This window comes from Streptomyces sp. NPDC031265 (assembly GCF_055570295.1).
The window spans coordinates 1-11150 of record NZ_JBVIHM010000059.1; the positions used below are offsets into that span (position 1 = coordinate 1).

The window sequence follows — 11150 nt, forward strand, 5'->3', positions numbered from 1 at the left end:
GTAGACGTCGAGCAGCCCACCAGGCCAACACCCCCCCCCCCCCCCACCCCCCCCGGCCCCTGCTGCCGTATCGGGCTCTCCTGCCGTACCGGGCGCGGCCGGTCCCACTCAGCGCTCGGCCTACCACCCGGGGCAGCCGCGGATTCGGCAGCCCCGTCGGCGCCACCACCCCGAGCTGCACCAGCAGCTCAGCGCGTTCCCCGTCCCCCAGCCCGGGCGACACCGCAGCTAAGGCCTCTCCCGCAACGTGAGGAAAGGGCTGGCCCGCCGATAAGCCGCACGATTGTGCCGTCGTACAACCCCATGCCGCGGCCGCGGCCCGGGCTAGCCTTCGTCAACGAGGACTCGCACAGTCTCGGCGGGGCGACCACGGTCAGTACCGGGTCGAGTACATGTCTGATCGCGGCGGCCAGGGCCGGCGACAGCTTCTAGGATCTGCGGCATGGCAACACGACTTGTGCAGATCAATATGAAGGCCCAGGACGACTCCGTGCTCGGCCGGTTCTGGGCGGAGGCACTCGGCTGGGGTGTCGACAGCGAGGGACCCGGAGTGACCAACCTCGAACCCGTGGGCTTCGCCTACCCCGACCCCGTGGCCGTCTGCATCGACATCATCGCCCGCCCGGAACGCAAAACGGTCAAGAACCGGGTGCACCTTGATCTGGCCACCACCTCGACCGCCCATCAGGCGGAGTTGGTCGCACGGCTGAAGGATCTCGGCGCGACGCTCGCCGACGTGGGTCAGGGCAACGTCCCCTGGACGGTCATGGCCGACCCGGAGGGCAACGAGTTCTGCGTCCTGGAGCCCCGCCCGATCTACCAGGACACCGGGCCGATCGCCGCGGTGGTGGTCGACTGCACCGACCCACGAGAGATGGCCCGGTTCTGGGGCGAGGCGATGGACTGGACGCTGCACGAGGTCACCGACGACCAGGCGACCATGCGCTCCGCCAAGGGCGTCGGCCCCTACCTGGAATTCCTCCGCACCCCCGACATCAAGAGCGTGTGGAACCGCGTCCACCTCGACGTCTGCCCCTACCCCGGTGACGACCTGGCAGCAGAGGAAGCCCGACTGCGCTCCCTGGGCGCCGCCGACCCCGGCATCGACCAGTCCGCCATCTCCTGGACGGTTCTGGCCGACCCGGAAGGCAACGAGTTCTGCCTCCTCACCCCTCGCTGACCCTGAGCAGCGGCTCCGGCCGGTTTCGGATCAGCGGCGCAGACCACGTGGCGTCAGCGCATGCCGCCGGAGAGGGGGGATGGTGTCCCCGGGTGATCCAGCGCGCGTCATTGGACACCAGGAAGGCCACGAGCGGGCCGTAGCCGTCGGTGCCCGTACGGCCCCGCCGCCTACGGTGGCGCCACCCGCTGGCCCTCGGCCACCATGGACAGTCCGCCCCGCCCCCGGAATGGGCTGTCCATCGGGCGGCCGCCTCTGTGACGCCCGGTCAGGTCAGGGATGGCTGTGGAGATCCATCGAGCAGGTGTGGGGTAACTCGCGATCAGGGGCGGCCGCATTCAAAGCTTGGGCCGCTATTCCGTGACGCTGTGGACGCATGCCGTCAGCTCTCCCAGGGACCAGTGGCCGAGGCCTGTCTCATCGTCGGATACGAGGTCGAATACGAGGGTGATCCCCTCGATCCCCTCTTCGACGACGCCCACTTCTCGACCGACCACCAAGCCCGCACTGGTCGCCGAGTCGGCCGGCTTTCCCCGGGCCCGGCTCGCAGCCAGCTGGTCAGCGGCGAGCGGTCACAGCTCAGCGAGATCGGTCAAACGTTGCCCGACAGGCGGGAGTACCTCGACTACGGGCGCCAGATCCGCACCGGGATGGCGCACAGCAAGGACCACCCACGCGGTGATGCCGCCGACCATGGCGGCGCGGATGGTGACCACCTCCTGCGCGATCCTCACCGAGGTCTGTGCTGCGCCGGCCTCTGGCGGAAAGCCTGAGTGATTCTCAGTCAAGGCCGGTGACCGGGGTGTCCTGCCCCAGGCCCCGACGGATCGCGATCTCCACGGGCGAGTACGTGCCGTCGGCCCGCTCCAGTTCGTACGGCGCGGTCGGCATCAGCGGCGGCTGCGCCATGAAGCGCGGTCGCACGCCATGGTGCGGTTGCGCAGCGTGCACCAGGAACGGATGACACAGGAAGACGTCGCCCGGAGACCCGGTGGCGAGGGCGAGTGGCCGGTGGTCGGACACCGCCACCAGATCGGGCGCAAGAGCCAGCCCGCTCGCCCCGTCTTCCCCGTACTGCTCCAGCACCTTCGGCACGTCGAGGTGTGAGCCGACCCGGATCCGGGTCGGGGCGTCCTGTTCACCGACCTCGCTGAACAGGAACAGGAACAGGAACAGCATCAGCAACGCCCGGCCCCGGGAGCGCAGGTTGGTGAATTACCAGCTCTCGCCGTCTGGCAGGTAGCTCCCCTCGATGTGCCAGTCGGCGTCGTCCGGCTCCTCCTCGTGCGGGAAGCGCAGCGGGAACGTACCCAGCGAGTAGCGTGGCTCCCAGCGTCCCGCGCCGACGAGCAGGTCGTACGCGCGATGCAGGGCGGGGGAGTTGGGTGCGGCGGCGAACGGGCCCTGCGCCGTTCCGGGCACCCAGCGCCTGGGCTGCGTCCAAGTTGCCGCATTGTCTGGGTCGCACCCGTCTCTCGCTTGCGATGCCGGCACGTGGACGCACGGCGGTGACGGCCGGGCGAACACCCACGGTCCCGGCGGAGACTACTCCGTACCACGATCGGGGCCTCAGCCGCCGAACCGGTCGTCGAGTTCGGTGTGGAGGTCGGCACCGACGAGTTGAGAGAACTCCGTGTAACTGTGTTGCGGGGGACCACCGGCGGGCGTGCCCGCGGCCCGGAGGTGGGACAGGGCGTCAGCGACGGCCCGCGTGGCGGTGAACAGAGCCGTCACGGCGTAGAAGGCCAGGGAGAATCCGAGTTCCTGGAGGTCCGTGGCGGTCAGCCGGGTGGTCTCGTTGCCGTCGACGACGGACACCACTTTCGGGCCCTCGACCGCCGCGGCCACCGCCTCCAGTTCGCTGATCTTCTTGATGCCGTCCACGAAGACCAGGTCAGCACCCGCGTCCTGGTAGAGGCGGGCGCGCCGGACCGCTTCGTTGATTCCCTGCGCGGGAAGGGCGTCAGTGCGGCCGATGACCAGCATGTCCGCCGACCCGCGTGCCTCCAGCGCGCACCTCAGACGCTTGACGCTGCTTTCCGCGTCGAGCAGCCGCACGCCGCTCGCCTGGCCGCACCGTTTGGGCATGGCCTGGTCTTCGAGGTGGATCGCCGCCGCACCGGCGGAGAGGAATTCGTGCACGGTACGGTCGATGTTGCTGGGGCCGCCGTAGCCGGTGTCGGCATCCGCGATCACCGGGATCGCTACCGCACGGGTCATGTTGCGTGCGTGCTCGGTCATCTCCGTTTGGCTGAGCAGCCCGATGTCCGGCATTCCCAGTCGGCTGGCTGTCGCGCCGAAACCCGTCATATACACCGCGGGGAAGCCGGCCGCCTCCACGAGCCGAGCAGTGATCGAGTCGGGCGCTCCCGGGGCCAGAACGATCTCCCGGCCCTCCAACAAGGTCTTCAAGGTCGTGCCACCAGTCAACAGAACCCCTCCAGCCACATGTGGATCATGACGCCATGGCAAGGAACGCCTCTACCCGGCGGCTTGCCACGTAACGGTAGCTTTTCTTGTTAACGGCTTTGGCTGGAGGGGTAGTTGCAGGGAGATGGTGTTTCAGTCGCGGCCGTATCGGGACGTCCTGCGTGCAACAGCAGCCGCCGAGGCCGTTGACCACGGCCTGCGGCAGCGGTGATTCGCCCCCGCGCGCGTCATATCGGCGCACAGGGGCGAGGCAGCGATCCCGCCCGGCTAAGCCAGGGACTATGGGTGCGCCTGCCGATCCGGTTGCGTTCACGCTCCGGTCGTGGCGCTCGCGATCGCCGGTACCCGCATCGGCGTCCCGGCCGACGACGAAGCCGACCTGCATCGAGCGCCCGCGGACCTGACCGCTGACCGGCGGCGTGCTGGGCACCACAACGATCGTGCTCACCCTCGTGTCCACGGCCCTGGTCAGCCGGGCGATGCACCGCACCCGCCCTGTCGAAGGCGACCGGCAGGACCCCGTGTCCACCGAGACCCGGCGACCGGGACCTGACCGAGGACCGTGCGCCCATCACCTGTCCGGTCACCACGGTGAGGAGGAGGACTTGCTGGAGTTGGATTGCCCGCATCTGACGACGGTGGTGGTGGAGCATGCATTGGTGGAGGGCGGCGAGCACGAAGGACGCGGTGGCTTTCGCATGTCCGGGGTGCGGGACGCTGTCGGCGCGTACGCACAGCCGCTACGGGCGCAGGATCACGGACGCGCCGGGCGGACTACGACTGGTGCTGGCCAGAGGCGCGCGAGGGTCGAGGCGTCTTCCTGTGGTCGTAGTGATCGTGGCCCGGGTGTCGGGGTGGGTCAGGTGTAGTGGAGAGGGCAGGCGTTGCGCAGGCTGTGTTCGGCTGCGCGGAGGTATACCGCTGTGTAGAAGGCGGCGTCGAGGTTGTCCTGCCAGGGGCCTGGGCGCGTTTCGGCTGCTCGCTGGACTTGGGTGCTGTCGAACCAATTGGTGAGGTTGAGGTTGTCGCAGTATGCAGGGATCTGCGGCGGCAGTGCCAGCTGGCTGGCCAGTGTCTGGGCGGCGGCAAGGACTGTGTGGGCGGATTGCGCGGTCGTGGTGTCGGGGTGGAACGAAGGCACGCGCAGTTCGATGGGCCGGGGAAGGTTGATGGGCAGGAGCAGGTCCCAGCCGAGGAGTGCGTCGGTGTGATCCTGGCCGTCGGGCTGAGTGCGACACAGCGTGCTGAAGCTGTCCATGGGGCGGTTGAGCTTCTCTTCGAATGTGGTGCCTGATCCAGGGACGAAGTCGTGTGGCTGTGGGGGCATGAGTGGCGGCAGCTTGAGACGTGTCAGTTCGGCGGTGAGTGCGCGGGCGGTGGGTTTGAGGACTTCTTCGTCGTCCCAGTCGTCGGAGGCGATGCTGACCAAGTAGATACCCATGGTGGGGAATCTACGGTGCGGCACTGACAAGGGCGCTGGGCTCGGCCACGTGAACAGCCCGCTCTCCTGATGGGCCACGGCCGGCACTGAGCAAGAGCGTAGCCGCCGCTTCATTGCGGTCGTTGCGGCGTCGGTGGATCTCTTTGTCGCACCCGGTCGGGTGGCCGCCGTCACTGGCTCGGCGCCGGCGGTTGGCCCGTTGGCCCTTGGGCTTGTCGGCCAGGGAGACTGAAGCTTCCCCTTGATGTTGGACACCTGGAGACTGGAACGTGAGGTTCCAGAGGAAGTGGGGCCAAGTGGGAAGCAACAGCAACCGCAGCAGGCGGCGACTTCGGCCATCCAGACCACCGCCCCGCTCCGGGCGGCCGCGGTACGCCCGGCGATGTCCACGACTTAGTGGAGCGGGAGACCGGGCGCTGCCACGGAGTAGAGGGACGTGGCGAGGAAGTTGCGTCGGTTCAATTCGCCTCTCCACATCGGCATCAGGGCGTCGATCGGGTCGTCGTCCAGCGACAGCCCGAGGCTGTCACTCTCTACCCGCTGCCCGGTAGGCAGTCCGCAGTCCTCCAGCGTGATGATCCTGCCGAGTCTTCGCGAGAGCGCCGTGGCGAGGCAGAAGCCGGTGGGGCCGGCCGGGACCACACCCGTGATCCAGTGCTCAACGGCCGACTTGTTCGTCCGCAGCACCTCGCCCCGCTCGGCCGCCACGGTGCGCACCGAGGCCGCAAGCGCTGCGTAGGTCAGCCCGGAGGCGGCGACCAGCTCCTTGAGCCGGTGATTCGGCGTGCGCTGGGTCATGGCGCCCCTGCCCTCGTATACCTGATATACCGCTCCGCTCGTCGTGCACGCTACCTGCCAACTCCCTTGCCCCATTCACTGTTTGGCGACACCCGACGAGTTCTCCCGGAGGGGATCACGGACATGGAAGCGGTAGCGGAACGCAGCCCGGCGCGCGCCACATGGGAGGAACACGGCACCGTCGTGGTGCCCGATGTCCGGGCCGAGGACCGGTTCAAGGCTCTGGCCGAGGAGGCACACGAGCGGCAGCCGATGGCCACGCCGCACATCCACGAACACACCAGCGCCCATCGAGACGGCTCGTTCGCCTCCCCGGTGCACTGCGCGTTCATCCCGCCCGGCCCGGTACTGGAGGCGCTCGCCTACGACAAGACGCTGCTGTCCGCGCTGCGCGAGGCAACCGGCATTCCCCGGCTGATCCCGCGCGGCGGCGCGGTGGTGCTGTACCGGGAGGGTGACTTCCAGGGGCTGCACACCGACTCGGTGAAGTCGACCGTCACCGTCGCGATCGCCCTCACCGCGGATCTGCCGCCGATGGGCTGGGCCCCGCACCTGCGCAACGCCCACCCCGACCACCTCGGGGCCGTGGTCGCCCAGCACGGCATCTTCCCCCAGAGCGGTGAGTTCACCACTCTCACCCACCCGTACGCCGACGGCAGTGTCCGGGCGTTCGCCGGCTACCACTTCCCGAACTGGCGCCCGCGCCTGACCCAGCCGCTGGGACTGCTGGCCACCTTGTCGTTCATGGACCTGTGATGAGTACGGCCGTTCGCCAGCTGTGGCTGGCCGAGGGCCGGGCGCCCGTGCCCGAGGACGTCATCACGGCGGGGACGACATCGTGGACCTTGTCGATGACGTACGGGTCGGTCAACGGTTCATTTCGAGTCGTGATCCATCTGCGGGATACGCCTCGCAATAACGGCTGATCACGCGGTCGGCGGGCCGGCGCACTGGATGCACATGCCGGTCAGCCTGTGGGCAGGCCGATCTGGTCGCGTTCGAGCACGGCACGGAGTTGCGAGAGGGTCTGTACGGCGGCCAGTCCTGAGGGGCTGTCGAGGGTGTCTGCGGTCAGCTCGGCCAGTGTTCCAGTGAAGGTCGCCTCCGCCGCCTTGACGAGTTGCAGGCCGTCACCGGTCAGGTCCAGCAGTGATGAGCGGCGATCCGCTGGATTGGTCCGCCGTACGACCCATGCCTGCTTCTCCAGGCGGTCGATGCCCTTGCTGGTCGCGCCGATCCCGATGGCGAACTCGGCGGCGAGGTCGGCCACCCGGGACCCGGGGTGCTCGCGTAGGAAGCGCAGGAACTCGAACTGTGAAGTGACGATCCCGTGCCGCTCGCGAAGACGGTCGTTGAGCGCGTTGTAGAGGCGCGTCTCGCAGCGGACAAGATCGGCGAAGAAGCCCGGGAGGTCGACCCGGCCACCGCTTGACTTGGATGCCATGGCATATATCTTAGCCTATATTCCTAGGCATATAGTTCCTTGGCAGGTACTTGTGATGGAGACGACCATGAGCAGGCAACAGCGCGCGGAGATCGATGCGATGGTCCGGCGGCCCCGGCCCGAGGGCCCTCGGCCGGTGGAGGAGCTCCGTGCCGGGTTCAGGGCGATGATGGCCGAGATGATCGTCCCGGCAGGGATCCATACCCGGACCGAGGCACTCGGCGACCGGCCCGCGGTGCTCGTCGAGCCGACCGGCACTCCGAAGGCTGGCACGATCCTCTACTTCCACGGCGGCTCCTACGTGGTCGGTTCACCACAGACGGCGATGTCGCTGACAGGGAACCTGGTGACCAGAACAGGGTTCAGGGCGTTCTCGCTGGACTACCGCCTTGCCCCTGAGCATCCGTTCCCGGCCGCGATCGAGGACGGGCTGAGCGCCTACCGCGCACTTCTCGACAGCGGCGAAGCCCCTGCGGCGATCGCGTTCGCCGGGGACTCCGCAGGTGGCGGCCTCGCTGCCACCACCTGCCTCGCCGCCCGCGACGCGGGCCTGCCCATGCCCGCCGCGATCGTGGCGTTCTCCCCCGGACTCGACATGACCCGGACAGGCGCGACCATGGACAGCAAGGCGGGCATCGATCCGTTCTTCACTCGCGAGGGCCTGGACCACACCGGGGCTATGTACCTTGCGGGACAGGACCCTCACCAGCCCATGCTCAGCCCCGCCACCCTCGCCGACCTGGCCGGCTTCCCCCCGACGCTTCTGCAGTCGGGCACCAACGAAATGCTCCTGGACGACTCCACACGCATGGCCACGCGTGCGAGGGCAGCCGGAGTGGACGTCATCCTGGACATCACCGCGGACGTTCCCCATGTCTTCCAGGCATTCGCCGGTGTCCTGGACGAAGCCGACGAGGCGCTGGAGCGCGCCGCCCTCTTTCTCCGCCAGCACATCCGCGCCATGCACCGCTCAGACCCGGCGCTGACGTGAAGAGGGGCCCGGTGCAAGTGCACCGAGCCCCTTTCCTTACGTTTCCCGGCGCGTATCGGTCATGTCTTCTCCAGCGTCCAGAACGCGAAATCCCTGCCGAGGTTGGGGAGAACGCTTTCGCAGGCGTAGATCCAGCCTTGTCGCCACCCGTGTTGTACACCGGGCAGGCACCCAAGGTCTTGGACGCGGCTCCCTTCGTACGGGATTCCGGCTCCCAGATGTGCGCGTCACCTTCCTGGACGAGCTTCACGCCGGTCGTCACGGCCTGCAGATAGCGGTATCCGCCCCAGTTGCTCGACGTCATCTCGATGGTGTAACCCGATCCTTGGTGGGGAAGACCACCGAATAACCCTTGTTGCCCTGGTCATGCACCAACAGGCGGAAGTCCCAGTGTCATGTAGGGCTCCCGGCTGATCCCCGGCCGGTGCCATCGTTGATCACCATGTAGTAGCTGATCTCAGGGGTGATGACGACCGCCATCGCGCCCCCTTTGCCTGCCGCGATGTTCTTCGCGGCAACAGCCTCCGTCCGGCTGAGCACCTTTCATGCATCCGCCGACCGTCGAGCACGTCCATGCCACCAATACATCCGGGGACGCCGGCGGCCGGAACGGCCCTCAGGCCAGGTCAGCCGGTTGGGCGGTAGCCCGACGACGGCCGGATCACGGCTGGGATCCATTCGGGTACGGGGCGTACGGGTCGTTGCAGCCGCCGCGGTCGCCATCCCAGTCCTGGCCGCCGTACCAGTGCAGCGTGGCCCACTCGGTGCAGCCGCTGGAGTTGACCTCCGCACCTGCACGCCAGGCGTCGGGGCTCGGCGTGCCGTGGGTCCACTGGGACGCCTCGAAGTACCACTGGGTGTTGCTCGTGTTGACGGTGCCAGCGGCCAGGAGCGGCCCGTAGGGTGAACTGACCTTGATGGTCGCCGTACCGCCGACCCGGTTGATGAAGTCCTGGTTCCACCACCAGTAGACGCCCACGTGGTCGTTGCACTGGTTCCAGTACTGCTGGACCCATCCGGCGGTGATCCAACCCTGCCAGCCGTACGGTGCCTGGTCCCCGATCCAGACCCGCGGGTTGCACGAGGTGGTCAAGCTCGGTTTCGTCGTGCTCGTGCGCGCAATGTGGTGCGGCGCGGGGTGAGCCGCGCCGCTGGTGACGTTGATGGTTGCGGGCGCGACGTCAGCGGCGGTCGCCGTGGTGGCGGCGCCGAATGCGGTTCCGCCGGCGAGAGCGAGCACGGCGGTGGTCATGGCGATGGTGCGGCGGAACTTGCGTGTTCTGGGCAGTGCAGACACGGTTTCCCCTCGTCTCGTGTTGACGGTGCGTGCGCAACGGCATTGACTACGCGGTGCTTCTGGAGCGCCAACAAGCGTGGCTGGTAGCCAGCGGTGCCGATTCAGCGGTCCTCGTCGCGTGGGCCGGCCGTGCGCGGAGCAGCAGGACCAGGAAGCCCGGCTGGCCGGGGGACCGACGCTCGGAGCGTTGAAGCTGCAGCCATGGCGCCGGACCATCCATCCGGGTGTACTGATCCTCCGCTGCTCACAGGCGCGATTGCCAGGAAGAACCACGGCCATCGTCGTGGCCGCAGCTTCCTTGGCCGAACGTTTTCCTACTCCTTTCATCGCGCCAGAACGGGCTGAACAACAAGGAGGCTACGAACACGTGTCCTTGGGTCGTCCTGGATTCGTCCTTTGTCCTGGCCTTGTCCAAGGCTCGATCTTGCGTGACGGTCTGCCGACGGAGGTCGATGGTCTGGGCAAGGGGGTGCCGCCGGGAGCAGGAGGGCCGGGCGATCGCCGGAGCCGGGCACGGGTGGGCTGGCGTGGGGTGAACGTGCAGATCGTTACCGACCCCACTGACCGGGTGCTGTGGATCTCCCCCGGCCCTGCCAGGCCTGACCCACGACCTCACCGCAGCGCGCACCCAAAGGATCATCCTGATCTGCCAGCGGAAGGTGCTCCTTGAGTGAGGGCGTCGGCCGTCGCATGACACGGTCGGAGCGCATCCGTCCCAGCACCTCGAGCGGGAGGCCGTCGAGGAGGTGAGCCATGCGCGGGGCGTCGTAGCCGGCGTCGAACACGACCAGGATGTCGCGGTCGCCGAAGTGCCAGCTGCCCATCTCGATCAGGTCGACGACCATCCGGCGGACCTGTGCGTCGGTGACCTCGGCAACGTCGTCGGCCGGCCCGAGACGCACGGCGTCCAGGAGCTGGCACCAGGACGTCCGGCCCGATTCCAGGGCGGCGACGAACGAGTACGGTGAGCCGGGCACGAACTGGACCGAGGTTCGTCCGCTGCGGCCGTAGACGTGACAGAACAGACGCTCCGCGCTGGTCGGGGCGTCGGGGCGGAGCCAGTGGCTGATGTCGACCGCGAGGACCAGGCGGCCGTCGGCGGCCTGCGGCATGGGCAGGCCGGCCAGCACCTGCCGCAGCCGGGGCACGTCGATGTTCCCGCTGTTCAGCGCGTCGTACATCGCTCCGTGCCCGCGCCGGTGTTCGGCCACCAGCGTCAGGTCGACCGGCGCCGTCACCGGTCCGTCCGCGCACAGCAACGCGTCGGCGAGGTCGAACAGTTCGTACCCGCGCGCGGTCAGGCAGCCGAATAAGTCCTCCCGGAAGCGTGACGCTTTCGCGAACGCTTCCGCCGGAACATGATCAGGCAGCAAACTCACCTTCACGGTCTTCTCTGTGGTCACGGGTGTCCTTGGTCGGAGCACATGATCAGGCGAAGGCTGCCCCGGCGTCCGGTAAATATCCAGGTAAGCGACCTAGGGCGTGTTTCGAAAGTCCCGTCTGCCCGGCGGCGTCTGGCACGCACGCTCGCCGCGTTGTCGGGATCACCCCGATACAACCAGTATCGGG

10 protein-coding genes and 3 pseudogenes are annotated in these 11150 nt (G+C 68.1%); 6 read left to right on the forward strand and 7 right to left on the reverse strand.

Annotated elements, in window-relative coordinates:
- The first annotated feature begins 442 nt into the window (after window positions 1–442).
- Complete coding sequence (locus tag ACZ499_RS39805; protein WP_468682076.1) at window positions 443–1180, forward strand: VOC family protein; 738 nt, start codon at window positions 443–445, stop codon at window positions 1178–1180.
- A gap of 401 nt (window positions 1181–1581) precedes the next feature.
- Window positions 1582–1953 carry a hypothetical protein gene (locus ACZ499_RS39810; RefSeq protein WP_468682078.1) on the forward strand — a complete coding sequence of 124 codons (372 nt, stop codon included), beginning with the start codon at window positions 1582–1584 and terminating at the stop codon, window positions 1951–1953.
- A gap of 7 nt (window positions 1954–1960) precedes the next feature.
- Here ACZ499_RS39810 and ACZ499_RS39815 read toward each other — a convergent pair.
- The 4 genes and pseudogenes from ACZ499_RS39815 to ACZ499_RS39830 form a co-directional block, all read right to left on the reverse strand.
- A pseudogene (locus tag ACZ499_RS39815) lies at window positions 1961–2650 on the reverse strand (phytanoyl-CoA dioxygenase); the annotation flags it as partial.
- A 99-nt stretch (window positions 2651–2749) separates the two neighbouring features.
- Window positions 2750–3592 (reverse strand): isocitrate lyase/PEP mutase family protein, encoded by an 843-nt coding sequence (locus ACZ499_RS39820; protein ID WP_468682080.1) that lies wholly within the window; start codon window positions 3590–3592, stop codon window positions 2750–2752.
- 877 nt (window positions 3593–4469) lie between these two features.
- The gene (locus tag ACZ499_RS39825; RefSeq protein WP_468682082.1) at window positions 4470–5051 is read right to left on the reverse strand and encodes a hypothetical protein; all 582 of its coding nucleotides are present in this window, start codon (window positions 5049–5051) and stop codon (window positions 4470–4472) included.
- A gap of 393 nt (window positions 5052–5444) precedes the next feature.
- Window positions 5445–5849, reverse strand: a complete 405-nt coding sequence (locus ACZ499_RS39830; protein WP_468682084.1) for a hypothetical protein — start codon at window positions 5847–5849, stop codon at window positions 5445–5447.
- 123 nt (window positions 5850–5972) lie between these two features.
- Here ACZ499_RS39830 and ACZ499_RS39835 point away from each other — a divergent pair, with 123 nt between their 5' ends.
- Together ACZ499_RS39835 and ACZ499_RS39840 are read left to right on the forward strand one after the other, a co-directional pair.
- Window positions 5973–6605 carry a hypothetical protein gene (locus ACZ499_RS39835; protein WP_468682086.1) on the forward strand — a complete coding sequence of 211 codons (633 nt, stop codon included), beginning with the start codon at window positions 5973–5975 and terminating at the stop codon, window positions 6603–6605.
- The gene (locus ACZ499_RS39840) at window positions 6605–6775 is read left to right on the forward strand and encodes a hypothetical protein (protein ID WP_468682088.1); all 171 of its coding nucleotides are present in this window, start codon (window positions 6605–6607) and stop codon (window positions 6773–6775) included. The genes ACZ499_RS39835 and ACZ499_RS39840 overlap by 1 nt, the downstream gene beginning before the upstream one ends.
- 41 nt (window positions 6776–6816) lie before the next feature.
- Here ACZ499_RS39840 and ACZ499_RS39845 read toward each other — a convergent pair whose 3' ends face one another.
- Entirely contained in the window at window positions 6817–7293 is a 477-nt protein-coding gene (locus tag ACZ499_RS39845; RefSeq protein WP_468682089.1) for a MarR family winged helix-turn-helix transcriptional regulator, read from the reverse strand.
- A 67-nt stretch (window positions 7294–7360) separates the two neighbouring features.
- On the opposite strand from ACZ499_RS39845, the gene ACZ499_RS39850 reads away from it, so the two are divergent.
- Entirely contained in the window at window positions 7361–8284 is a 924-nt protein-coding gene (locus ACZ499_RS39850; RefSeq protein ID WP_468682091.1) for an alpha/beta hydrolase, read from the forward strand.
- 661 nt (window positions 8285–8945) lie between these two features.
- Here ACZ499_RS39850 and ACZ499_RS39855 read toward each other — a convergent pair.
- On the reverse strand, window positions 8946–9581 hold the full coding sequence (locus ACZ499_RS39855; protein ID WP_468682093.1) for a hypothetical protein: 636 nt from the start codon (window positions 9579–9581) through the stop codon (window positions 8946–8948).
- Window positions 9582–10107: 526 nt separating this feature from the next.
- Between ACZ499_RS39855 and ACZ499_RS39860 the strand changes: the two are divergent.
- Window positions 10108–10240: pseudogene (locus ACZ499_RS39860) on the forward strand (IS5/IS1182 family transposase); the annotation flags it as partial.
- Here ACZ499_RS39860 and ACZ499_RS39865 read toward each other — a convergent pair.
- A pseudogene (locus tag ACZ499_RS39865) lies at window positions 10241–10960 on the reverse strand (transposase); the annotation flags it as partial.
- Window positions 10961–11150: the final 190 nt, after the last annotated feature.

Excerpts from the sequence above, each read along its gene's own strand:
- ACZ499_RS39805 (WP_468682076.1), top strand. The coding sequence starts at position 443 with ATGGCAACACGACTTGTGCAGATCAATATGAAGGCCCAGGACGACTCC.
- ACZ499_RS39825 (WP_468682082.1), bottom strand. The coding sequence starts at position 5,051 with ATGGGTATCTACTTGGTCAGCATCGCCTCCGACGACTGGGACGACGAA.
- ACZ499_RS39830 (WP_468682084.1), bottom strand. The coding sequence starts at position 5,849 with ATGACCCAGCGCACGCCGAATCACCGGCTCAAGGAGCTGGTCGCCGCC.
- ACZ499_RS39835 (WP_468682086.1), top strand. The coding sequence starts at position 5,973 with ATGGAAGCGGTAGCGGAACGCAGCCCGGCGCGCGCCACATGGGAGGAA.
- ACZ499_RS39840 (WP_468682088.1), top strand. The coding sequence starts at position 6,605 with ATGAGTACGGCCGTTCGCCAGCTGTGGCTGGCCGAGGGCCGGGCGCCC.
- ACZ499_RS39845 (WP_468682089.1), bottom strand. The coding sequence starts at position 7,293 with ATGGCATCCAAGTCAAGCGGTGGCCGGGTCGACCTCCCGGGCTTCTTC.
- ACZ499_RS39850 (WP_468682091.1), top strand. The coding sequence starts at position 7,361 with ATGAGCAGGCAACAGCGCGCGGAGATCGATGCGATGGTCCGGCGGCCC.